23 protein-coding genes and 1 tRNA gene are annotated in these 22,981 nt (G+C 60.5%); 15 read left to right on the top strand and 9 right to left on the bottom strand.

Annotated elements, in window-relative coordinates; translation table 11 throughout:
• Positions 1 to 222 precede the first annotated feature (222 nt).
• From fdnG to ACQ4W7_RS09280, 7 genes are all read left to right on the top strand, one after another.
• Positions 223 to 3,294, top strand: coding sequence for a formate dehydrogenase-N subunit alpha (gene fdnG / locus ACQ4W7_RS09310; RefSeq protein WP_436530006.1), 3,072 nt, complete (start codon positions 223 to 225; stop codon positions 3,292 to 3,294).
• Between the two features lie 13 nt (positions 3,295 to 3,307).
• Positions 3,308 to 4,231 (top strand): formate dehydrogenase subunit beta, encoded by a 924-nt coding sequence (gene fdxH / locus ACQ4W7_RS09305; RefSeq protein ID WP_426070466.1) that lies wholly within the window; start codon positions 3,308 to 3,310, stop codon positions 4,229 to 4,231.
• Positions 4,218 to 4,901, top strand: a complete 684-nt coding sequence (locus tag ACQ4W7_RS09300; protein WP_426070465.1) for a formate dehydrogenase subunit gamma — start codon at positions 4,218 to 4,220, stop codon at positions 4,899 to 4,901. The genes fdxH and ACQ4W7_RS09300 overlap by 14 nt, the downstream gene beginning before the upstream one ends.
• Positions 4,902 to 5,041: 140 nt before the next feature.
• A complete protein-coding gene (gene fdhE / locus ACQ4W7_RS09295) occupies positions 5,042 to 6,097 on the top strand; it encodes a formate dehydrogenase accessory protein FdhE (protein ID WP_436530003.1) in 1,056 nt (351 codons plus the stop codon).
• Positions 6,094 to 7,503, top strand: coding sequence for an L-seryl-tRNA(Sec) selenium transferase (gene selA / locus ACQ4W7_RS09290; protein ID WP_436530001.1), 1,410 nt, complete (start codon positions 6,094 to 6,096; stop codon positions 7,501 to 7,503). Before fdhE ends, selA begins: the two co-directional genes overlap by 4 nt.
• Positions 7,500 to 9,455 carry a selenocysteine-specific translation elongation factor gene (gene selB, locus ACQ4W7_RS09285; protein WP_436529999.1) on the top strand — a complete coding sequence of 652 codons (1,956 nt, stop codon included), beginning with the start codon at positions 7,500 to 7,502 and terminating at the stop codon, positions 9,453 to 9,455. Before selA ends, selB begins: the two co-directional genes overlap by 4 nt.
• A 19-nt stretch (positions 9,456 to 9,474) precedes the next feature.
• Positions 9,475 to 9,570, top strand: a tRNA-Sec gene (locus ACQ4W7_RS09280).
• A gap of 94 nt (positions 9,571 to 9,664) precedes the next feature.
• Here the strand turns inward: ACQ4W7_RS09280 and ACQ4W7_RS09275 are convergent.
• On the bottom strand, positions 9,665 to 10,660 hold the full coding sequence (locus tag ACQ4W7_RS09275) for a LysR family transcriptional regulator (RefSeq protein ID WP_436529997.1): 996 nt from the start codon (positions 10,658 to 10,660) through the stop codon (positions 9,665 to 9,667).
• Between the two features lie 106 nt (positions 10,661 to 10,766).
• On the opposite strand from ACQ4W7_RS09275, the gene ACQ4W7_RS09270 reads away from it, so the two are divergent.
• The 3 genes from ACQ4W7_RS09270 to ACQ4W7_RS09260 all read left to right on the top strand — a co-directional run bounded on the left by ACQ4W7_RS09270 (position 10,767) and on the right by ACQ4W7_RS09260 (position 12,986).
• On the top strand, positions 10,767 to 11,936 hold the full coding sequence (locus ACQ4W7_RS09270) for an NADH:flavin oxidoreductase/NADH oxidase (protein ID WP_436529995.1): 1,170 nt from the start codon (positions 10,767 to 10,769) through the stop codon (positions 11,934 to 11,936).
• A 56-nt stretch (positions 11,937 to 11,992) separates the two neighbouring features.
• Positions 11,993 to 12,376, top strand: coding sequence for a nuclear transport factor 2 family protein (locus ACQ4W7_RS09265; protein ID WP_426070459.1), 384 nt, complete (start codon positions 11,993 to 11,995; stop codon positions 12,374 to 12,376).
• 109 nt (positions 12,377 to 12,485) lie between these two features.
• Positions 12,486 to 12,986, top strand: a complete 501-nt coding sequence (locus ACQ4W7_RS09260) for a nuclear transport factor 2 family protein (protein WP_426070458.1) — start codon at positions 12,486 to 12,488, stop codon at positions 12,984 to 12,986.
• Between the two features lie 65 nt (positions 12,987 to 13,051).
• Here ACQ4W7_RS09260 and ACQ4W7_RS09255 read toward each other — a convergent pair whose 3' ends face one another.
• The 3 genes from ACQ4W7_RS09255 to ACQ4W7_RS09245 form a co-directional block, all read right to left on the bottom strand.
• Positions 13,052 to 13,687 (bottom strand): TetR/AcrR family transcriptional regulator, encoded by a 636-nt coding sequence (locus ACQ4W7_RS09255; RefSeq protein WP_426070457.1) that lies wholly within the window; start codon positions 13,685 to 13,687, stop codon positions 13,052 to 13,054.
• Between the two features lie 137 nt (positions 13,688 to 13,824).
• The gene (locus ACQ4W7_RS09250) at positions 13,825 to 14,568 is read right to left on the bottom strand and encodes an SDR family oxidoreductase (RefSeq protein WP_436529992.1); all 744 of its coding nucleotides are present in this window, start codon (positions 14,566 to 14,568) and stop codon (positions 13,825 to 13,827) included.
• Positions 14,569 to 14,635: 67 nt separating this feature from the next.
• Positions 14,636 to 15,739: an alkene reductase gene (locus tag ACQ4W7_RS09245; protein ID WP_426070455.1), complete on the bottom strand. Its 1,104-nt coding sequence runs from the start codon at positions 15,737 to 15,739 to the stop codon at positions 14,636 to 14,638.
• A 230-nt stretch (positions 15,740 to 15,969) separates the two neighbouring features.
• Between ACQ4W7_RS09245 and ACQ4W7_RS09240 the strand changes: the two genes are divergently transcribed.
• The 3 genes from ACQ4W7_RS09240 to ACQ4W7_RS09230 are packed head-to-tail and all read left to right on the top strand — an operon-like array spanning position 15,970 to position 17,249.
• Positions 15,970 to 16,353: a nuclear transport factor 2 family protein gene (locus ACQ4W7_RS09240; RefSeq protein WP_426070454.1), complete on the top strand. Its 384-nt coding sequence runs from the start codon at positions 15,970 to 15,972 to the stop codon at positions 16,351 to 16,353.
• Between the two features lie 33 nt (positions 16,354 to 16,386).
• Entirely contained in the window at positions 16,387 to 16,773 is a 387-nt protein-coding gene (locus tag ACQ4W7_RS09235; protein WP_436529989.1) for a nuclear transport factor 2 family protein, read from the top strand.
• A 26-nt stretch (positions 16,774 to 16,799) separates the two neighbouring features.
• Positions 16,800 to 17,249 (top strand): SRPBCC family protein, encoded by a 450-nt coding sequence (locus ACQ4W7_RS09230; protein WP_426070452.1) that lies wholly within the window; start codon positions 16,800 to 16,802, stop codon positions 17,247 to 17,249.
• 47 nt (positions 17,250 to 17,296) lie between these two features.
• Here the strand turns inward: ACQ4W7_RS09230 and ACQ4W7_RS09225 are convergent, their stop codons facing one another.
• Positions 17,297 to 18,553, bottom strand: a complete 1,257-nt coding sequence (locus ACQ4W7_RS09225; protein WP_436529987.1) for a cation:dicarboxylate symporter family transporter — start codon at positions 18,551 to 18,553, stop codon at positions 17,297 to 17,299.
• 59 nt (positions 18,554 to 18,612) lie between these two features.
• A complete protein-coding gene (locus ACQ4W7_RS09220; RefSeq protein WP_436529985.1) occupies positions 18,613 to 19,038 on the bottom strand; it encodes a VOC family protein in 426 nt (141 codons plus the stop codon).
• 144 nt (positions 19,039 to 19,182) lie between these two features.
• Between ACQ4W7_RS09220 and ACQ4W7_RS09215 the strand changes: the two genes are divergently transcribed.
• Together ACQ4W7_RS09215 and ACQ4W7_RS09210 are read left to right on the top strand one after the other, a co-directional pair.
• A complete protein-coding gene (locus ACQ4W7_RS09215) occupies positions 19,183 to 20,043 on the top strand; it encodes a LysR family transcriptional regulator (RefSeq protein ID WP_436529983.1) in 861 nt (286 codons plus the stop codon).
• Positions 20,044 to 20,471: 428 nt separating this feature from the next.
• On the top strand, positions 20,472 to 21,185 hold the full coding sequence (locus tag ACQ4W7_RS09210) for a substrate-binding periplasmic protein (RefSeq protein ID WP_426070448.1): 714 nt from the start codon (positions 20,472 to 20,474) through the stop codon (positions 21,183 to 21,185).
• A gap of 14 nt (positions 21,186 to 21,199) precedes the next feature.
• Here the strand turns inward: ACQ4W7_RS09210 and ACQ4W7_RS09205 are convergent, their stop codons facing one another.
• The 3 genes from ACQ4W7_RS09205 to ACQ4W7_RS09195 are packed head-to-tail and all read right to left on the bottom strand — an operon-like array spanning position 21,200 to position 22,922.
• Positions 21,200 to 21,940: a GGDEF domain-containing protein gene (locus tag ACQ4W7_RS09205; protein WP_426070447.1), complete on the bottom strand. Its 741-nt coding sequence runs from the start codon at positions 21,938 to 21,940 to the stop codon at positions 21,200 to 21,202.
• 3 nt (positions 21,941 to 21,943) lie between these two features.
• Positions 21,944 to 22,342 carry a DUF1987 domain-containing protein gene (locus tag ACQ4W7_RS09200; RefSeq protein ID WP_426070446.1) on the bottom strand — a complete coding sequence of 133 codons (399 nt, stop codon included), beginning with the start codon at positions 22,340 to 22,342 and terminating at the stop codon, positions 21,944 to 21,946.
• A 22-nt stretch (positions 22,343 to 22,364) separates the two neighbouring features.
• Positions 22,365 to 22,922 (bottom strand): SiaB family protein kinase, encoded by a 558-nt coding sequence (locus tag ACQ4W7_RS09195; protein WP_426070445.1) that lies wholly within the window; start codon positions 22,920 to 22,922, stop codon positions 22,365 to 22,367.
• Positions 22,923 to 22,981: the final 59 nt, after the last annotated feature.

Below are 22,981 nucleotides of genomic sequence, written 5' to 3'. Positions count from 1 at the left end.
TGCATGGCTGGTGCTGGCAGGTTGGCATTGTTTAGAGGAACTGTTCGGTACCGACAAAATAATGTTGACTATGTGCAATTTTTTCCGGCGCTCTGAGCCTTGATGGGCTTTGAGGGGTAAAATGCTGTCATACGGCACAGGCATGGTGCTTATATCTTAGTGATATGACACCACCAAGACGTTGTATGACTTTTTATTTACTCACATCATAGAGGCCTGAATATGGTTCAGATGTCCAGGCGCCAGTTCCTTCGGGTAACTGGCGCGACCATTGCTGGTTCCAGCCTCGCCCTGCTCGGTTTCGCACCGGGTCAGGCGATGGCGGAAGTGCGGCAATACAAGCTGTCTCGCACGACTGAGACACGCAATACCTGTCCTTACTGTTCGGTAGGATGTGGCGTCCTGCTGTATGGACTGGGCGACGGCGCGAAAAATGCCGTCTCCAGCATCATCCACGTGGAAGGCGATGCCGATCACCCGGTGAACCGCGGCACGCTGTGCCCGAAGGGCGCCAGTCTGGTCGACTTCATCCACAGCCCGAACCGCCTGAAAGTGCCCGAATACCGGGCACCGGGCGGCACGGAATGGCAAGCTATCTCCTGGGATGTGGCGCTCGACAAGATCGCGCGCCTGATGAAGGATGACCGCGATGCCAACCTGATCGAAAAGAATGCCGACGGCAAGACCGTCAACCGCTGGCTCTCCACCGGCATGCTGGCCGCGTCCGCCGGCAGTAACGAGGTCGGTTACCTGACCCACAAGACAGTGCGCAGCATGGGGATGCTGACCTTTGATAATCAGGCGCGTGTATGACACGGACCGACGGTGGCAGGTCTTGCCCCGACGTTTGGCCGTGGCGCGATGACGAATCATTGGGTCGATATCAAGAATGCCGATGTGATTTTGGTCATGGGCGGCAATGCAGCAGAAGCACATCCTTGCGGCTTCAAATGGGTAACGGAAGCGAAGGCGCATAATAAGGCCAAGCTGATCGTTGTCGATCCGCGTTTTACCCGTACCGCATCCGTGGCAGATTATTACTGCGCCACGCGTACCGGCACGGACATCGTTTTTCTCGGCGCGATCATCAATTATCTGCTGACGAACGACAAGATCCAGCATGAGTACGTGCGCAACTACACGGACATGCCCTTTATCGTGCGCGAAGACTATGCGTTCGAAGACGGCCTGTTCTCGGGTTTCGACAAGGAAAAAGGCAAGTACACCAACAAGGCCACCTGGGATTACGAGATCGGCGACGACGGTTATGCCAAGGTCGACCCGACCCTGGAACACCCGCGCTGCGTCTACCAGATGATGAAGAAGCACTATGCGCGCTACACGACCGAGATGGTCGAGCGCACGTGCGGCGTCTCGCCCGACAAGTTCCACAAGGTGGCGGAAGCCTTGGCTTCGACCGCCGTGCCGGGACGCGCCGGTACCATCCTGTACGCGCTGGGCTGGACGCACCACTCGACGGGCGCGCAAACCATCCGCACGGGCGCCATGGTGCAGCTCTTGCTCGGTAACATGGGTATCGCTGGCGGCGGCATGAACGCCTTGCGCGGCCACTCGAACATCCAGGGTTTGACCGACCTGGGCCTGATGTCGAACCTGTTGCCAGGTTACATGACCTTGCCCAACGAAGCCGAGCAGGACTTCGATGCCTACATCGCTGCGCGCGCCACCAAGCCGCTGCGGCCGAACCAGCTCAGTTACTGGAGTAATTACCGCAAATTCCACGTCAGCTTCATGAAGACGTGGTGGGGTGATTTCGCCACGGCCGAGAACAACTACGCGTTCGACTACCTGCCGAAACTCGACAAGCCGTATGACTTGATGCAAGCCATCGAGAACATGCACCAAGGCAAGATGACGGGCTATATCTGCCAGGGCTTCAATGTGCTGGCGTCCGCGCCGAACAAGCAGAAGGTCACGGATGCGCTGTCGAAGCTGAAGTTTCTCGTCATCATGGATCCGTTGGCCGTGGAAACGGGCGAATTCTGGAAGCCGCACGGGCAATACCACGAAGTCGATCCCACCAAGATCATGACGGAAGTGTTCCGCTTGCCGACCAGCTGCTTCGCCGAAGAGCGCGGTTCCCTGGTCAGTTCTTCGCGCGTGCTGCAATGGCACTGGCAGGCGGCCGAACCGCCGGGCCAGGCGCGTAGCGACCTGGAGATCATGTCGGGCCTGTTCTTGCGCATGCGCACCATGTACCAGAAAGAGGGCGGCAAGTTCCCCGATCCTATCGTCAACCTGACGTGGAATTATGCGCAGCCGCATAACCCGCAACCGGAAGAAATCGCCCGCGAATTCAACGGCAAGGCGCTGGCCGATCTGTACGATCCGAAAGATGCCACCAAGCTGCTGCTCAAGAAGGGCGAGCAGCTGGCTTCGTTTGCGCAGTTGCGCGACGACGGCACGACGTCGAGCGGTTGCTGGATTTTTGCCGGCAGCTGGACGCAAGCGGGTAACCAGATGGGACGGCGCGACAATAGTGACCCGACCGGCATCGGCCAGACGCTGGGCTGGGCCTGGGCGTGGCCGGCGAACCGCCGCGTGCTGTACAACCGCGCCTCATGCGACGTGAAGGGCAAGGCTTTCGATCCGACCCGCAAGCTGATCGAATGGAATGGCACGAACTGGAGCGGGGCCGATATTCCCGACTTCAAGGTCGACGAACCGCCGGAAAACGGCATGGGCCCGTTCATCATGCTGGGCGAGGGCGTGGCGCGCTTCTTTGCGCGTGGCGCCATGGCCGAAGGACCGTTCCCCGAGCATTACGAGCCGTTCGAAAATCCGCTGGGCTACAACCCCATGCATCCGAAAAACCCGCTGGCGACCAGCAATCCGGCCGCGCGCGTGTTCGCCGCTGACCGCAAGCAATTCGGCACGCATGAGGAATATCCGCATGTGGCGACCAGCTACCGCCTGACCGAGCATTTCCATTACTGGACCAAGCATGCACGCTTGAACGCCATCATCCAGCCGCAGCAATTTGTCGAAATCGGCGAAGAGCTGGCCAAGAGCATCGGCGTCGTTGCCGGCGGTGAAGTGCGCGTCAGTTCCAAGCGGGGGCACATCATCGCCAAGGCCGTGGTCACCAAGCGCATCAAGGCGTTGATGATCGAGGGCAAGCAGGTGCATACCGTGGGCCTGCCGCTGCACTGGGGCTTTACAGGCGTGGCCAAGCCGGGGTATCTGATTAATACCCTGACGCCGGGCGTGGGGGATGCGAATTCGCAAACGCCGGAATTCAAGTCCTTCCTGGTGAAGGTGGAAAAAGCATGATGGGAGCTCAATAATGGCACTGCAATCCTTAGATATCCGGCGCCTGTCGGCGACCACGGTGACGCCGCCGCAAGCGCGCAGCCCCGTGACCGGCACCGTGGCCAAGCTGATCGATGTGTCGAAATGCATCGGTTGCAAGGCTTGCCAGACGGCGTGCATGGAATGGAACGACTTGCGCGATGAAGTCGGCGAAAACCACGGCACCTATGACAATCCGACGGACTTGACGCCGCAATCGTGGACGGTGATGCGTTTTGCCGAACACGAAAACAATGACGGCAACCTCGAGTGGCTGATCCGCAAGGATGGCTGTATGCACTGCGAGGATCCGGGCTGTTTGAAAGCCTGTCCGGCGCCGGGCGCCATCGTGCAATACACGAACGGCATCGTGGATTTCCACCAGGAAAACTGCATCGGTTGCGGCTACTGCGTGGCCGGCTGTCCTTTCGACGTGCCCCGCATTTCGAAAAAGGACGACCGCGCCTACAAGTGCACCTTGTGCTCGGACCGCGTCGCCGTGGGCCAGGAACCGGCCTGCGTGAAAACCTGCCCGACGGGCGCCATCGTCTTCGGCACCAAGGAAGACATGAAGGTGCATGCGGAAGAGCGCATCGTCGACCTGAAGTCGCGCGGTTTCGACAACGCGGGCTTGTACGATCCGCTGGGCGTGGGCGGCACGCACGTGATGTATGTGCTGCACCATGCCGACAAGCCGAAGCTGTATTCGAACTTGCCGGAACGCCCGCGTATCAGCCCGATGGTGGGCTTCTGGAAGGGCTGGTCCAAGCCGCTGGCGGTGGCCGGCATGGCTGCCACGGCGCTGGCAGGCTTCTTCCATTACACGCGTGTCGGTCCGAACGAAGTGAGCAAGGATGAAGAGCACGAAGCCTTGGAAGAGGCTAAGCGGATCCGGGAGGAACAGCATGAATCACAGTGAACAGCATCGTGAACAGCACGATGGCAAGCTGCGCGACAAGGATGGCAACCCGCTGATCCAGCGCTACGATCCCAACGAGCGCACGAATCACTGGGTGACCGCCATCACCTTCGTCATGCTGGCCTTGTCAGGCCTGGCCATGTTCCATCCCTCGATGGCGTGGCTGGCGAACCTGTTCGGCGGCGGGCAATGGACGCGCATCTTGCATCCGTTTGCCGGCCTGGTGATGTTCGTCTCGTTCGCGATCCTGGTGGTGCGCTTCTGGCACCACAACAAGTTCGAGGACGGCGACAAGCAGTGGCTGAAACAGATGGACGATGTACTCAACAACCGCGAAGAAAAGCTTCCGAAGATTGGCAAATACAATGCCGGCCAGAAGATCCTGTTCTTCGTGCTGCTCGCTTGCATGGTGGGATTGCTGCTGTCGGGCATCGTGATCTGGCGTGCGTATTTCGCGTTCTATTTCCCGATCGACGTGGTGCGTTTTGCCGCCTTGTTGCATGCCGGTTGTGCTTTTGCCATCATCTGCGCCATCATAGTGCACATTTACGCGGCGCTGTGGGTCAAGGGCTCGATCGGCGCCATGGTGCGCGGCACGGTCACCTACGGCTGGGCGCGCAAGCACCATCCGAAGTGGTTTGAAGCGGTGATGCGCAACAGCAAGGATTAAGCTGCTGCAAGCGATACCCTGCTGCAAGAGCCGGGGCCGGTCCCACGGGATCGGCCCCTTTCTCTTTATCGATTAAAATACTTTTACAGCACAGCCAACTCCGCTGGCTCTGCCTTGCTTTTTTTGATGGGAAAACTCCATTGGTACAACGCATTCTTCAACCAGGCGAAATCGAAGGCCTGGACCACAACGCGATACCGCGCCTGCTGCTGCCGCAGCCTGACCGCCTGTTCACGGCGCGCGCCTTGCGCTTGCGCGAGTTGGCGAAAGGCAACATTAAGGGCATCCCTGTCGACGCGGGCATGCAGGGCTACCTGGTGTTGATGGCCGCGCTGGCCGATGCGCAGGCCGCCGTGGTGGGCAAGCTTGCGCCGGGCGCCGTGCCTGCCGCCGATCCCGACGCGCTACGCCGCGCCATCCAGCACCGCATGCCCGTGCTGCCTGTCAGCGGCGCCCGTCCGCCTGTCTGGCGCGACATCTTTGCCAGCCTGCTCGATGAACTGGCTGCCACGGCGGCCAGCCAGCCGGCATTATCCGGCGGCCTGACGCAGGTGCTGGCCCAGCTGCGCGCGCTCGACGCGCAAGCACTCGACGCCTGCGCCGATGCCGTGCTCGATGAAAACGGCGACAACCTCAATCCCATGCACGCGCCGTTCGTCGCGGCCGCGCTGCAAATCCTGTGGTCGGTGTCGGCCAGCGCACTGCGCGCCGCGCGCGTGCCGGACCTGGAAACGGGCACCTTGTGCCCCGTTTGCGGTTCGCATCCCGTCGCCAGCGTGATCCGCATCGGCGGCCAGTCGCAGGGTTATCGCTATCTGCACTGCGGCATCTGCGAAAGCGAATGGCATATGGTGCGCGTGAAGTGCTCGACCTGCGAACAGAATGGCAAGATCGCCTACCAGGGTCTGGACGCGGCCGATGCGGCGCCGTTCGACCCGGTGGCGGCGAAGGACGACAAATTGCCCAACAAGGCGAATGATCCGAAAAAAGTGGCGCGCGCGGAAACCTGCGACGACTGTCATACCTACCGCAAGGTCTTCAACCAGGAACACGATTACAACGTCGAGCCGCTGGCCGACGACCTGGCCAGCCTGATGCTCGACCTGCTGGTGGGCGAAGCGGGCTACCAGCGCGCCAGCGGCAATCCGCTGCTGTGGCTGGGGAAGAACGACGCCAGCGAGGGCCAGCAAGCATGACGACGGGGCAAACCGTGCGCCTGCCGTCGGTTGACCGCATCCTGGGCGACGCGGCTTGCCTTGCGCTGATGGCACACTACGGCCGCGTGCAAACCCTGGCCTGCGCGCGCGCCGTGCTGGCCGAACTGCGCACCGCCATGCTGGCGGGCGCAGTGTGCGAAGAGGGCGCATCGCTTGCCGCCATCGTCGCGCAAATGGCTGAACGGCTGCAATCGCAATCGTGCTCGCAGCTGCGCGCCGTGTTCAACCTGACGGGCACCGTGCTGCACACGAACCTGGGCCGCGCGCTGTTGCCCGACGCCGCCGTGCAAGCCGTGGTGGAGGCGCTGCAGTGGCCGATGAACCTGGAATTCGACCTGGAAACGGGCAAGCGGGGCGACCGCGACGACCTGGTAGAGGAACTGCTGCGCGAACTGACGGGAGCCGAAGCGGCCACCATCGTCAACAACAATGCCGCGGCCGTGCTGCTGATGTTGAATACCCTGGCGCAGAATAAAGAGGTGATTGTCTCGCGCGGGGAACTGGTGGAAATCGGCGGCGCCTTCCGCATCCCCGACGTGATGACGCGCGCGGGTGCCGTGCTGCGCGAAGTGGGCAGCACCAACCGCACGCACCTGGCTGATTACGCGAACGGGATCAACGAGCAGACCAGCCTGCTGATGAAGGTTCATTGCAGCAATTACGCGATCACCGGTTTCACGAAAAGCGTGGAGCTCGACGAACTGGTGCCGCTGGCGGAAAAACACGGCGTGCCGACGGCCGTGGACCTGGGCAGCGGCACCCTGGTCGACCTGGCGCAATACGGTCTGCCACATGAAACGACGGTGCGCGAAACCATCGCAGCGGGCGCCGACCTGGTGACCTTCAGCGGCGATAAATTACTGGGCGGCCCGCAATGCGGCGTCATCGTCGGACGCGCCGATTTGATCGCGAAGATCAAGCGCAACCCGCTGAAACGCGCGCTGAGGGTCGGCAAACTCACGCTGGCCGCGCTGGCCCCCGTGCTGCAGCTGTACCGCGCGCCGGACTTGCTGGCCGAGCGACTGACCACCTTGCGCCTGCTGACACGTCCTGCCGCCGCCATGCGTACGCAGGCGGAAATCCTGCTGCCGCTGTTGCAACGCGCGCTGGGCATGCAGTACGTGGTGACGGCTGAAGCCATGAAAAGCCAGATCGGCAGCGGCGCCTTGCCCGTCGACCAGCTGCCCAGTTTTGGTCTGGCCATCCGCAGCGCGCCGGGCTCGCGCCTGAGCAATCCATTGGGAACGCTGGAGCAGCGCCTGCGCGCCTTGCCGCGCCCCGTGATCGGGCGCATCGGACAAGATGCCTTGTGGCTGGACTTGCGCTGCCTGGAAGCGGCGCACGAGGCGGCTTTCAGCGCGCAGCTTGACGAGTTGTCCGCATGATCGTCGGCACCGCAGGCCATATCGACCATGGCAAGACGACGCTCACGCGCGCCCTGACGGGCGTGCACACGGACCGCCTGAAGGAAGAACAGGCGCGCGGCATCTCGATTGAACTCGGTTATGCCTACCTGCCGCTGGCGGACGGCACGGTGCTGGGCGTGATCGACGTGCCGGGTCACGAAAAATTCATCCGCACCATGGCTTCCGGCGTGACAGGCATCGACTTTGCCCTGTTGGTGGTGGCGGCCGACGATGGCATCATGCCGCAGACGCACGAGCACCTGGCCATTTTGCAATTGCTGGGGGTGACGCGCGGCGCCGTGGCGCTGACCAAGATCGACCGCGCCGATAGTGCCCGCGTGGCGCAGGTGGAAGCGGATATCGAGGCACTGCTGGCAGACACGCCGCTGGCGGGCAGCCCGATTTTCCCCACTGCCGCCAGCCGCGACAACGATGCCGGCGTGGCCGCCTTGCTGGCGCACTTGACGCAAGTGTCGCGCAGCCTGCCGCAGCGCGACGAGCGGCGCTTGTTCCGCCTCGGCGTGGACCGCGTGTTCACTTTGTCGGGGCAGGGCACCATCGTCACCGGCACGGCGCTGGCCGGCATGGCGAAAGTTGGCGACACCTTGCAGCTGGCGCCCGGCGGCGCAGGCGCGCGCGTGCGCAGCATCCATGCGCAAAACCGCGCGGCAGAGACGGGCATGGCGGGCCAGCGCCTGGCGCTGAACCTGGCCGGCATCGACCGCGAACGCATTGAACGGGGCAACTGGATCGTCGCGCCGGCACTGGCGCAATGCTCGGAGCGCGTCGATGTGGAACTGAGCCTGCTGCCCGACGCCGGCGTGCAACTGAAAGCCTGGTCGCCGCTGCACGTGCATCTGGGCGCGGCGCACCAGTTGGCGCGCGCCGTCATGCTCGATGGCGAGACCCTGTCGCCGGGGCAGACGGGCAGGGTACAGCTGGTGTTCGAGACGCCCATGCACGCCGTGCCCGGCGACCGCTTCGTCGTGCGCAATGCGCAAGCGACGCAAACGGTGGGCGGTGGCATGGTGCTCGACCCGTTCGGTCCCGCGCGCAAGCGCCGCAGCCCGGCCAGGCTTGCCTGGCTCGACGCCCTGGCGGCTTTTGTCGCGCAGGGCGATTATGCGGCCCTGCTGGCGCAAAGCCCGCTGGGTTTGCGCGAGTCGCTGCTGGTGCGCTTGTCGCTGCTGCCGGCGGCCGCCATCGCGCTGCCGCCCGATACGCAGCGCATCGCCCTGCGCGGTGACGATGCCCTGCTGCTGGCGCCGGCGGCGCAGGCAGCACTGGAAGCGCGCGTGCTGGCCGCCCTGGCTGTCTTCCACGCGCGGGCACCCGATGAAGCGGGGCCGGAACTATGGCGCCTGAAACGCATCGTCGACGCCGAGATGGAAGACGCCTTGTGGAGCCACCTGGTCGAAGGCTTGCTGGCGCGCGGCGAACTCCAGGCGCGCGGCGCCAGCCTGCATCTGCCGACGCACAGCGTGGAACTGACGCCGCAGGAGGAAATGGTGGCCGAGCCCTTGCTGGCGGCCTTGCTGCACGGGCGCTTCGAGCCGCCGTGGACACGCGACCTGGCGCGCGACTTCGGCCTGGCCGAGGACGAAACGCGCCGGCTGTTGCGCAAACTTGCCAAGGCCGGTCAGATCAGCCAGGTCGTGCACGACCTGTTTTATCACCAGGCGGCGCTGGCCGAGCTGGCGCAACTGGTACGGGGACTGGCGCAAAAAGCAGAAGAGGACGGCGGTTTGCCGGTGGGCAGTGGCGCCGTCGGCGCCGCCACCTTCCGCGATACCAGCGGTCTGGGCCGCAAGCGGGCGATCCAGGTCTTGGAATTTTTTGACCGCGTCGGTTATACTCGCCGTGTTGGCAATGGGCATCTATTACGCCCGCAGGCGCTGTGGTCCTACACCGCAGTCTTGCCCAACAGCTAAGTACTAACTCAGGCACTGCGGAAAGCACACTCATCCGGTGATGTGGCCGGGCTTCAAACCCGGTGGAGGGCGTCAGACGTTCTCCCGTAGGTTCGACTCCTACTGTTTTCCGCCAGTTACTTTTCCGTCGACCCCTCTCCCTGATGTCGCTCTCATTGCGCTCTCATTGCGCTCTCCCGGCGTTGGCTTGTTGCTACGTTGCCGCAGATTCACACTGCAATAGTAGCCATCAAATCAAGACGTTTCGTTTGATTGGCATCGCGCATGAAATCAACGAATGCACGCAGCTTTCCGGGCATGTGCTCGCGATGGGGATAGTAGAGATGAAAAGCGTCATCCAATGCCCAGTGCTGACTCAGTATCTGTCGCAGCATGCCCTTGGCTAATTCCTGCTTCGCAAAATCTTCCAGGATGAAAGCGATGCCCTGGCCTTGTATTGCAGCGTCGAGCACGGATCGCATTTCGTCAAAAATAAAGCGCCCTTGAACATCGATTTGCACCATCTGACCGCGATCTTCGAACTTCCAGTCATACAATCTGCCCCCCACGCAATAGCGCTGGCGCAGGCAGTTGTGCTTGAGCAGTTCAGCCATCGTTTGTGGCTCACTGCGCTCGCGGAAATAATCGGGCGCTGCTACCACAATTCTTTTTTGTACTGCTCCCAGTTGTACAGAAATCATGTCATTTTGCAGTTTCCTCCCCATGCGTATGCCGATATCAAAACCGGTGCTGACGATATCGCTCAGTTGATTATCGAGTGATATCTCGACATTAATCAAGGGGAACTGTTCCAGGAACGACGCCATGTGGGGCTCGATCAAGATACGGTAGGCAACGTAGGATGAACTGACGCGCAACATGCCCGACGGTTGATCAGTCGTGAGCAAAGCTAGTGACAAGGAGTTTCTGATCAAGGCAAGTGCAGGCGACAATGCCGCGTTCAATGACGCGCCAGCTTCGGTCAGACTGACACTACGTGTGGTGCGATTGAACAGACGCACATTCAGTTGGGCTTCCACGTTTTTGATCGTGCGTGATACCGCAGTCGGCGTGACGCCTATTTCTGCGGCAGCGCGAGCGAAGTTCAAATGCCTGGCGGCAGCCTCGAAGGTCAGCAAACCTGGAAGGTGCAACGGCGGTGAAGGGAGTGCGCGCCCTGCATCCTCAGTGCTGGCCGGAGCTTCTATTATGACTTTTTTGCTCATACTGTATCTCCACCTATGACTATTTACGTCATTATCGCTGATCTGCATACTGATCACATCAAGCAAATCATTCCGGCTACGCCAGCCATCTTTCGAGAAAAGAAGCATGAACAAAATCTTTGAACCCCTGACATTGCGTGGTGTCACCCTGCGCAATCGCTATGCCCTCAGTCCGATGTGCCAGTACACGGCGAAAGACGGCCTGGCCAGTGATTACCACACCATCCACTACGGACGTTTCGCTCTTGGCGGCTTCGGCCTGCTGATGGTCGAGGCGACCGCCGTCTCGCCCGAAGGACGCATCACGCATGGCGACCTGGGCCTGTGGGATGACGCGCACATTATCGGCCTGGCGCGCATCGCCGCCTTTGCCAAGGCCTATGGTGCCACGCCTGGCATCCAGATAGGCCATGCGGGGCCGAAAGCGAGCATCCAGCGCGCCTTTGACGGCAACGGCCCCTTGAACGAAATGGACGCGGCGCGCGGTGAGATCCCTTGGGAAGTGGTGTCGCCCAGCGCGCGTCCGGTGGCCGACGGCTGGCTGTTGCCCACAGCCCTCGATGCTAACGGCATCGCCAAGGTCCGTGATGATTTTGTTGCTGCCGCCCGCCGTGCGCTGGAGGCAGGCTTCGATGTACTCGAGCTGCACTATGCGCACGGCTTTCTGCTCAACGCTTTCCTCTCACCGCTGACCAATGATCGCACGGATGAATACGGCGGCAGCTTCGAGAACCGCATCCGCCTGCCTTTGGCAATCGCCCGTGAAGTGCGCGCGGTCTGGCCGCAGGACAAGCCACTGTTCGTGCGCCTGTCGGCGGTCGATGGCAGCAGCAGTGGCTGGACCATTGACGACAGCGTCGCCCTGGCCGAAGCGCTGAAGGCGGTCGGTGTTGACGTCATCGATTGCTCGTCCGGCGGTTTCGGCGTCTATGAATACCCGAACGGCTATGGCTTCCAGGTGCCGTTCGCCGCGCAGATCCGCCGCGAAGCCAATATTGGCACCATGGCCGTCGGCATTATCGTTGATCCGGCGCAGGCCGAAGCCGTCATCGCTTCCGGCCAGGCCGACCTGGTCGCACTGGGCCATGCGGCGCTGCGCGATCCGCACTTCCCCCTGCATGCACAGCAGGCGCTGGGAGCGGCTAACCCGGACGCAGCCTATGCCAACTGGAATGTCCAGGCCGGCTGGTGGCTCGACCACCGTGCCAGCAAGCTGGCACAGTTGGGTGCATGGTCCCCGGCACCGGCTGCTACCGCTTCTACCCGCAAGGATTGAACCCCATGCCGGCCAGGGCGGCCGGTTTTTTAGTATTAACAACCAGGAGTAAAAAAATGAGCAAACCGACCTATGTGCAGGACTACCAGGCCATCGTCGAAGTACTGAACAAGTACAACGAAGGCTGCAAGCAAGCCGATAGCAGCATCATGAAACCGGCCTTCAATGAACAGGCAACGATGTTCAGCGTTGATGCCGAAGGCAAGCTGACTGGCGGAGGTATTCAAAATCTGTTCGACGGCATCGACACCGCTTTCCATCCATCGCCTGAAGCTCAGGGGGCAATCGTCAGAGTCGACATCGTCGGCACCGCCGCCAGTGCGCGCATCGACACGAACGATGTTTCTGGTTTCTGCTTTACCGACTTCTTCCACTTGCTGAAAGTTGAAGGCAAGTGGACGGTAGTGAGCAAAATATTCCACACGCACATCGCACCCTGAACTTCCGGTGTGCATTGTTCAGTCCGCGATGAGCATGCATAGCAGATCAGGCCTCCCTTCAAATCTGCTGCCTTCATCAGCAGTTGCAACCATTATCACGAGTGACTAAATGAAAAAAACCCTCTTCAAGACCTTGTTGTTCGCTGCAATCATTTCTGGCATGGGCGCCACTGCTCAAGCCGCAGACCTGCAAGGCGGCCAGCAAGTTGCCAGTAGCAAGGCCATCAACAAACCCACCTACGTGCAGGACTATCAAGCCATCACGGAGGTACTGAACAAATACATAGACGGCTGCAAACAGGCCAGCAGCACGGTCATGAAGCCAGCCTTCAGTGAAAAAGCCACCATATTCAGCGTCGATGCCAAGGGCAAGCTGACTGGCGGCTCCATCCAGGAACTGTTTAAGGCTATCGACAACCCGCCATTTCGCCCATCACCTGAAGCGCAAAGCGTGATCGTCAAAATCGATATCGTCGGCACCGCTGCCAGTGCGCGCGTCGACTCCAACGATGTCTCGGGTTTCTCGTTCAGCGACTTTTTCCATCTGCTCAAGGTCGATGGCAAGTGGACCATCGTCAGCAAGATATTTCATACCCACGTCGCGCCCTAAGCGCGGCATTGGTGTTGAACGATGGGCCTGGTAGTAACCGACAAGTCGTTCATGCTGCGTAGCGCTCAAGTAAGAGCCTTTGTTGGAAGAAGCCTTACCGCGTACGCAGCAAGCTTTGTCATTTCGCTTAACGTCACGCCATCGCGCACATGAATCGACATACCTTCCAATAAAGTGTTGAGGACGGCCGCCAGCGATTTGACATCGGTCCTGGCGGGCAACTGGCCGTCCCTGATGCCTTTTTTTAGCCGCTTGCTGAAGTGTGCGATACCTTCTTGCCGCAAGGCTTTCACAGCATCGAAGACCTCGACCGACTCCGCCGACACATTGATGGCGGCCAGCACCACCAGGCAACCGCAGGGTACCTGTGGTGAGAGCAATATCTCGCCAGATTCCTTGAAGAACCGATCAATTGCGCGATGGACGTCCGGCTCATCGGCCATGCGCGCCCACGGCGCATCCCAGTAGGTACGCTCATAAAAATCGACGGCTTCGAGAAATAATTTGGCCTTGTTGCCGAAGGCGGCATACAAACTGGGCGGATTGATGCCCATGGTCGAGCACAACTCGGCCAGCGAGGCCGGTTCGTAGCCACGCCGCCAGAACACATCGAGTGCCCGCACCAAGGCCTCGGCGCGGTCAAAGCCACGCGGCCGGCCCTTGATTCTGGTGGTCGATGGAAGATTTTCAATGCTGGACATCAGGATTACCGCCTCTTTTCAAATCTGCTGCACATAAAACTGCTCGTTGCCGAGTATACCGGCCATCGCCCGGCAACGGCAATGCAAACAGGCCGCCGGGGCGTTCGCCCGGGCGGCCTGGCGTGCCGTGGGGAAGCTTACCAGTCCTGGCGGGTCGGCGAGATGATCAGGTCGTTGACGGTCACATTGGCCGGCTGGTCCAGCGCGTAGACTACCGCGCGGCCGATATCTTCCGGTGCAATCGCAATCTTATTGAGTTCTTGCGCCGCCTTGCGGCCCGCCGGATCGGTAACCTTGTCGGCCCACCCCGTGTTGATCACGCCGGGGCTGACGGTGTTGACGCGAATGCCATGCTGGACGCCAAGCTCCTTGCGCATCGATTCCGTCATCGCCTGCACAAAAAATTTCGTGGCGCTGTAGACGCCCGCCGCAGGGCCTACCTGGTGGCCGGCGACCGAATCCATGTTCAGGATCTGTCCGGATTTTTGCGCCAGCATGAATGGCAGCACGGCGGCGATCGCGTTCAGATAGCCCTTGACGTTAACATTGATCATCTTTTCCCAGTCGTCGACAGCCAGGTCGGTCCAGTTGGAAAAAAGCATCAGGCCGGCGTTGTTGACGAGAATATCGACGGCCCCGAAATGGTCGTGCGCCGATTGCGCCAGGGCCTTCATCTCGGCCGGCTTGGTGACATCGCACACGATGCCGATCGCTTGCCCGCCGGCCGCCGTCAATTCAGCGACGATGGCGTCCAGGCCTACCTGGTCGCGCGCCGCCAGTACGACTTTCGCGCCATGCGCGGCCAGCGCGCGCGCCGATGCCGCACCGATGCCCGACGATGCGCCGGTAATGATGGCAGTTTTGTTGTGAAGATGACTCATGATGTTTCCTTTTCGGTTGCATGCCCGGCACCCGCCGGGCACTAAATGGCGATAAATTGCTGGCGAATCAGTTGGCGGCCGTTGGCCAGTCGGTGTAACCCTTGGCGCCGCCGCCGTAGTAGGACTCGCGTGGCGCGATCACCAGCTCGATGCCGGACTGCAGGCGGTGCACCAGGTCGGGATTCGAAATGAACCAGCGCCCGAAGGCAACGGCGTCGATCTTGCCTGCCGCGCGGCGCTGTACCGCCATTTCCAGGTCGTAGTTGTTGTTGCCGATGAATGGGCCTTGGAATTGCGCGCTCAATGCATCGAGGTCGATACCATCCGGCACCTCGCGCGAGGTTGCGGTCGCGCCTTCGACAAAATGCAGATACGCCAGGTTAAAGCGGTTCAGCTCACGGATCAGGTGGCCGTACATGGCCATCACATTGCTGTCCGGCGGCGTGTTGCCTGCATCGGGCGTGACCGGAGACAGGCGGATGCCGACACGCTCGCTACCCCATATCTCGACGATTGCAGCCGTCACTTCCAGCGTCAGGCGGGCGCGGTTTTCGATGCAACCGCCATAGGCGTCAGTCCGGTGATTGGTGGAGTCGCGAAGGAACTGATCCAGTAGATAGCTGTTCGCCGAATGCACCTCGACGCCATCGAAGCCGGCACGTTTTGCGTTGCGCGCGGCAATCCTGTACTGCTCGATGATGCCCGGGATCTCGGAGGTGTCCAGCGCGCGCGGCATCGATACCGGCACGAAACCCTCGGCGGTGTAGGTGTTGCCTTCAGCCTGGATGGCTGATGGAGCCACGGGAGAGGCGCCATCAGGCTGCAGAGCAACGTTTGAAAAGCGGCCCACGTGCCATAACTGGCTGACGATCTTGCCGCCGGCCGCATGCACGGCATCGGTGACCTTTTTCCAGCCTGCCACCTGCGCGTCGCTCCAGATACCGGGCGTGGCGGCATAGCCGCGTCCCTGCGGCGAGATATTGGTTGCCTCGGCCACGATCAGGCCGGCGCTAGCGCGCTGGGCATAGTACAGCGCATGCATTTCTTCTGGGATGCCCTCCTCGCTATAGCGGCTGCGCGTGACTGGCGCCATCACGATACGGTTGGCAAGTTCGATGGCGCCCATGTTGACGGGCGAAAATAAATCGGTACGGCTGGCATTATCTTTCATGTGTTTTCCTTGTCTCGACCAGTTAAGGTCGCTGAGCAGTGGCCCGCTTGCGCTGGCCTTCGGTGATAGTGGGTGCCCCGGCAATCCTGCAGGCACAGCTGAATCGAATCGATTGACACGATCTGTAGCAATCACTATATAATACACTTATTCCGTAGCGATTGCTACAGATCTATGCCGGTACATGCCCTGGCAGCGCCGGCCATTCATTCATCACTAAGGAGCAATCCATGTCCCAACCAAGCTATGTGCAGGAATACAGCGCCATCGTCGATGTGCTCAATCAGTACAACGAAGGTGGTAAACAGGCCAACAGCAGCATCATGAAGCCCGCGTTCAGCGAGCAGGCCACCATCTTCGGCGTCACTGCAGACGATCAATTGACGGGCGGTGCCATCCAGGGCTTGTTCGATACCATCGACACGGCATTTCGTCCGTCGCCAGAGGCGCGGGCAGTGATTGCCCGCATCGACATCGTCGGCTCGGCCGCTAGCGCCCGCATCGATACCAATGATATTTCCGGCTTCTGCTTTACCGACTTCTTCAACCTGCTGAAAGTGGCAGGCAAGTGGACCGTGGTGAGCAAGATCTATCACACGCATGTCGCACCCTGAATCATCTTTTCTATTGACTAACAAGGAACCATCATGAACAACAATATCAAGGCAGTAGCCACCAGCCAATACGCTGCCGTCATCGCTGTTGCACAACAATATGTCGACGGCTTGCGCGCGGGCAGTATCGAAGGCGTTGCACAAGCCTTCCACCAGGATGCCGTGATGTACGGCTTTACCAATGGCGAACTGCTGGGCGGCCCGATCAGCAAGCTGTTCGATTTCGTCAAGACCAATGGCAAGGCGCCGGACATCACTACACGCCTCGACGTGCTGGCCATCACGCCAACTACCGCCGTGGTGCGCGTGGATATGGAAAAAGACGCCATCGGGGCTGACTACAACGACTACCTGACCCTGATCAAACTGCCCGAAGGATGGAAAGTCATCGCCAAGGTCTACCACCAGTTCGCAGCCTGAACATTTACCTGAGACAGGAGGCCATCATGGCAACAGTCGAATATTGCGCCCTGGTCGAGCATGCGGCAGACGATGTCTGGCGTGTGCTAAAACAATTTGGCCAGATCAGTACCTGGCACCCGGCCATCACGCTCAGTCGCATCGAAGGCGATCTGCCGGATGGCATGGTCGGTTGCATGCGCCACCTGACGCTGGAGAACGGTGCCATCCTGCGCGAAAGACTGCTGTCGGTTGATGACAGCGAGCGCAGGCTGTCGTACCGCTTCGAAGAATCGCCACTGCCGGTGGACAACTATGTCGCTACCATCCGCCTGACGCCAGTGAGCGACCAGGCGACGACGCTGATCGCCTGGAAAGCCACCTTCGATCTGCGCGAGCCGGATCCGCAGCAGCAGCAAACGGCGGCGATACATGCGTTGATCGTTGGCGGGCATCAGAGCTTACAGTCCTATCTGGCAAGGCTCGAACTTAGCTGAAGCCAGGACGGCTTGCGGCGCTGACGCGTCCGCAAGCTTTTTTCGTCTCAAGGGCGGGCCATTCCCGCCAAGGAATGTTGCGTTAGTAAAGCCTCTTTTTCCCAGCGCGCGATGACCAGCGGCGCGACGGCATTGCCGAGTACATTGAGGGTCGTCGTGCCACTGTCGATAATCCTGAAAATCCCGGCGATCAGGGCCACGCCTTCCAGCGGCAGTCCGGCCGAGGCTAGCGTGGCGGACAAAATGATGATGGCAAAGCCCGGCACGCCAGCTGCCCCTTTCGACGTCAGCACCATGGTGATCACCAGCATTGCTTGTTGTGTCACCGACAGGTCGATGCCATATAGTTGCGCGATAAAGATGGTCGCCACGCCGAGGAAAATCGCCGCGCCGTCCAGGTTGAAAGCGTAGCCGACCGGCACCACGAAGCTGACGATGCGCCGTGGCACGCCATAGGCTTCCAGTTTTTCCATCAGCTGTGGCATCACGGCGGCCGAGGCCGCGCTGGAAAAGGCCAGTAGCAATTCATCCCTGAAATAGCGTATCAACTTGAAGATGTTTTCGCCGATCAGGTAACAGATGCCGCCCAGCACCACCAGCGCGAACAGCAGCAGCGCCAGGTAAACCACGCCGATCAGCTTTAACAGCGGCAACAGCGACGCGAAGCCGAAACTGCAGACGGTGGCCCCTATCATGCCGAATACGCCGATTGGCGCGTAGGCCATGACGATGCGCACCACCTTGAACATGGTGTCGAGTATGCCTTGCAGCACTGCCACCACCGGTGCGCTCCTGGCCTGCGGCAGGGAATTGAGGGACAGGCCGAACAGCACAGCAAAGAACAGGATGGATAGCAATTTGCCTTCCGCCAGCGCGACGAAAATATTCTCCGGGACGATGTTCTGAAGGATCACCAGCGCGCCTTTGGGCGGCTCCATCTTCATCGTCGTGGCGCCATGGACCATGGAGGAAATATCGGTACCCGTGCCAGGCTGGAACAGGTTGGCCAGCAGCAGACCGACGACGATGGCCAGGCTGGTGATGGCGAAAAAGTAGCCGATTGACTTCATGCCCATGCGGCTGAACGATTTGTTGTCGCCGCCGGCAATGCCAAGCACCATGCAGCAGAACACCAGCGGCACCACCACCATCTTCATCATCTTGATAAAGATATCGCCCAGAGGCTTGAGCACTTGCGAGCTCATCCAGTCCTGGTGCAAGGGATGCGTGTTGAAATACCAGCCGACCAGTATGCCCAGCGCCAGTCCGATGGCGATTTGTACAACCAAAGAAATCCGTTTCATGCCTGTCCCCGTTTTATTGTATGGCAATTGGACACGGGGCGAGACCCGTGCCACCGGTATTACTTGGCGAACAGCTGGTCGATGTTCTGGAAGGCCTTGAACTCCAGGGCGTTACCGCACGGATCAAACAGGAACATGGTGGCCTGCTCGCCGACCTGGCCCTTGAAGCGGATGTAAGGTTCGATGACGAACTTCGTGCCGAAGGTTTTCAGGCGCTCGGCCAGGGTTTCCCATTCGTTCCAGCCCAGCACGACACCGAAGTGCGGCACCGGCACGTCATGCCCATCGACGGGGTTCGAATGCACGTGTTCCTGCGAGGCCGTCTTGGGGTGTTCATGGATCACCAGTTGATGGCCAAAGAAGTTGTAGTCGACCCATTGCACGCTTGAACGTCCTTCTTCAAGGCCAAAAACATCGCTGTAAAAACGGCGTGCCGCCGGCAAGTCATAGACCGGAATAGCAAGGTGAAAAGGTGAAAGACTCATGCGGAAATCTCCTATTAGTGTTTGATGTATGGCGTGGTTCGGCAATATTTGAGAAAGTCAATGACGCCACTCAAGTATTGTAGAATCTTGCAATGAAAAAAATAATCAATATATTTTTTCCATAAACACAAATAGGATTGATGAATGATACGAGAACTCAAAACCCTGGTCTCGGTCGCGCGCGAGGGCACGTTTGCGGCTGCCGGCGACAAGATCGGCTTGACGCAAGCGGCGGTCAGCGCACAGATGCAGCGTCTGCAGGCGGAACTGGGCTTATCCTTGTTCGACCGCGCGGGGCGCTCCGCTCGGCTCAACAAGATGGGGCATCAGATACTGGAGCAGACCCAGGAGTTGTTACGCCTGTACGACAACCTGGGCTCCGCAAGCGCCGGTGCGCCGGCCGCCAAAGTGACCATGGGCGCGATCGCGTCAGTACAGCGTTCCTTCCTGCCGGACGCCTTGGCCGCGCTGCACCAGCGATTGCCCGATTGCCGCACGCGCGTTTTACCTGGCTTGTCAATGGAGTTGTTGAATATGGTAGACGCGGGCGAGATCGACATGGCGGTCATCATTCGCCCACCTTTCGCACTGCAGAGCGACTTGCGCTGGACCACGCTGGCGCGCGAACCGTTCCGTTTGATCGTGCCACGCGACGTGCCCGGTGATGACTGGGTGGAGTTATTGTCGCAGCAGCCTTTTGTTCGTTATGACCGTGCCTCGTTCGGCGGGCGCCAAGTCGATCGTTTCCTGCGGAAAATGCATCTGCCTTTGCGCGAAGTGTGTGAAGTGGACGAACTCGATGCGATCATCAAGCTCGTGGCCAATCGCGTTGGCGTTGCCTTGCTGCCACAAACTGCTGCCCATCGGCGTTGGCCGCCTGCAATTCGCGTCATCGATCTCGGGGCACACACCTTCCATCGGGATATTGGATTGGTACACCGCGCTCAGGCGAGCCTGAGCGCTCCTGCGCGCATGCTGGTGGATCTGATGGTAAAACTTGTCTGAGCGATCAGCCTCGACTGCAATTAAGATAATTCAGATCAGTTCCTCGGCTTGCTCCTTGCGGGGAATAGCTTCAACAACCATCGGCAGCAAGCCAGATTTTTGACGGTGGCTGATGGGAACACAGACCTCATGACGATTATTCTTGAAGTGCGCAATCAGTCGGAGCATTCGGCAGACGTCAATCCGTAGCCTGGAGTGCAGACCTATATGAGGCTTGCTCGCAACAAGGCCATTCACGCGTATATTGAAATAAGTTTATGACAAGATGCTTGATCTAGCGGCTATTCAAGAGGCTATGAGACGAAAAGTACTGGATGAAAATCCTGAGTTTTTGATACCAATGAGGGGCGATTCAAGTTTCTCTTCTGACGTAACAGCGGGCCGATGGTAACATCGGCTTGAAACCCCTGTAGCAGATGAAAGCAAGCATGAAACAAGCAAGCATGGCATGGCTGCTGGCAGTGGCGCTGCTGATGCCGGCGCTGGCCGCGGCGACAAGTCTGCGCATCGTTGGAGAGCACTTGTCGCCATCGAGCATGATGGAAGGCAACGTCGTCGTGGGACGCGAAACCAGGAAGGTGCGCGAGATTATGGCGCGCGCCGGTATTGCCTACAGTATCGAATTGCTGCCATGGAAGCGCGCGTATGCGCAGGCGCTGCGCGAAGCCGACACCTGCATCTTTTCCACCAGCCGCACGCAAGAGCGCGAAGCACAATTTCGCTGGATCGGCCCGCTCAACGAAGCGGAGTGGATATTGTATGGCCTGGCCGAGCGGCATCTGACGCTGCGCACGCTAGCCGATGCGCGCGGCCTGGTGATCGGCACGGTGCTGGGCGACGCGCGCGACGACTACCTGCGCCAGCGCGGCCTGAGCGTGGCGCCCGTGACGCAGGAGTGGCTCAATCCGCAAAAACTGCTGCTCGGGCGCATCGATCTATGGGCCGTGGGCATGGCGGTGGGCAGCAAGCCGTTTGCCGGCAAGGAGTGGGAGGGCAAGGTGGTGCCGCTGCTGACCTTCAATCGCGTGCAGACTTACCTGGCCTGTAACCTCAAGGTGCCCGAGGCGCAGGTGGCGGCCATGCAGCGCGCGGCAGCCGCCATGCGCCGTGACGGCAGCATGGCGCGCGAACAGCTGCGCTGATTCAATGCATTGATTCAGCTTTCCAGCCACTGGCGCACACAGTTGCGTCCTTCGCGCTTGGCCTGGTACAGGGCCTGGTCGGCATGGCTGTAGGCCGTCTCGAAGGCGGTGCCGGCGCGGTTCCAGCTCAGGCCCACGCTGACGGTGATGGGACGCGTGATGGGCGCCGCATGGCGCTGGCGGCCGACGCTCTCGCAGATGCGCTGCGCCACCGTCGCCGCGTCGTCGCGCGAGGAGGTGGGCCAGACCACGGAAAACTCTTCACCGCCGACCCGGCCGATGGCCGTTTCTTGTCCCAGCAGTCCCTTCAGGCAGTCGACCACGGCCTGGATCACGCCGTCGCCGGCCGGGTGGCCGAAATCGTCGTTGACTTGCTTGAACAGATCGATGTCGAGCACAATCAGGGCCATGTCGCCCTGCGCCAGGCAGCGCGAGGCATGGTCGATCACGGCGCCGCGGTTCAGGGCACCCGTCAGCGGATCGTGCGTGGCGCGGTACTCGAGCTGGCCGGCCAGGGTTTGCAGTTGGCGATTCAGCAAATGCATGTCGCGCTCGGCGCGGTCGCTGCGGCCGATCAGGCGCCGCGTCTCACGCATCAGCCGTTCGTAGTGAACGATCAGTTCACCGAACACGCGGCGCTGCGCCTCGCCGCTGGCCTGGACGTCGGCGTGCATGCGGCGCGCGGCAGCCAGCGCCGCCGCTTCCACGGTGAACAGGTCGGGTTCGAGGCTGGACTCGGAGATGGCGGCGCGCATGCCTTAGCTGCCCTGCACCGGATGGTCGCGGAAATCGAGCGCGATAAAGTCCTGCTGCAGCTCCTGGCCGAATTCCAGGATGGTGTCGTCATCCTCGTCGTGATACCAGTTCAGGCGCACCTGGTTGCCTTCCACGGCCGCCTGGTTCAGGGTGTCGAACAGGGTAAACAGCATTTTCGTGCTGGAGCTGTTGAAGTAGGCCAGCGAGACGTTGACGGTGATGGCGCTCTCGCGGCAGCCGTCCAGGTACGTGCGCACGGCGGCGATCAGCGGGCCATAGAAGGCGGCCGCGTTTTCCGGATACGATTCGCCCTTGATCGACAGGGTGTGCTGCTCGAAACGGAAGTCGATTTCGGGCGAACTGGGGGTCGCGGCGATGAACAGTGGTGACGGTAATTGCATATGCTTTCCTGAGTCGGCTCTTTCAAATGATGGCTTTGATGCAGAAGATGGTGTGGCCCGGCTCCTGGGGATCCTGGACGAATTCGAATTCCAGCGGCTCGCTGGCGTCGCGCGCCATGGTGAGGAAACCCAGGCCAGCGCCCTTGCTGTCGGCCGGCGTTTCCTCGCGTAGTGCCTTTTTATAGGCGAGGCGGATTTCTTCCATCGTCATGCTATGCAGCGGCTCCAGGCGGGCGCGGATCTGCGCCACGTTGTCGGTCGAGACAGGGTTGGCGCACAGCAGGAAAAAGCTGTCGCCGCGCGTGCCGATGCAAAACGAGCCGCGCCGCATTTGCTGGTCCAGCTGCGCATCGGGCGTCAGGCTGTCGGCGGAATAATGCATGATGTTTTGCGACATCTCGATGAACGAGGAAAAGATGCGCCGTCGCGTGGGCCCCGCTGCGCCGGCCGTGTCGAGGCGCGCCTTGATGGTTTCGGAAATGGCGCTCACCACGTGCTGCGAGAAATAGCCCACGTAAAAAAAGATGATGTTGCGCTTGCGCGCCACATCCCAAAACTCGTTGAATTCTTCGTACAGCACGTTCGTGCTCCTGGCTAGCCGGTGACCCGGTTTCTTGTTGATAAGGTGGCTCGGTGGCG

The sequence above is a fragment of the Janthinobacterium algoris genome, assembly GCF_051380935.1.
Classification (GTDB): Bacteria; Pseudomonadota; Gammaproteobacteria; order Burkholderiales; family Burkholderiaceae_D; genus Janthinobacterium.
The sequence above is the reverse complement of the archived record's forward strand: the minus strand, read 5'-3'. Positions and strand labels throughout refer to the sequence as shown.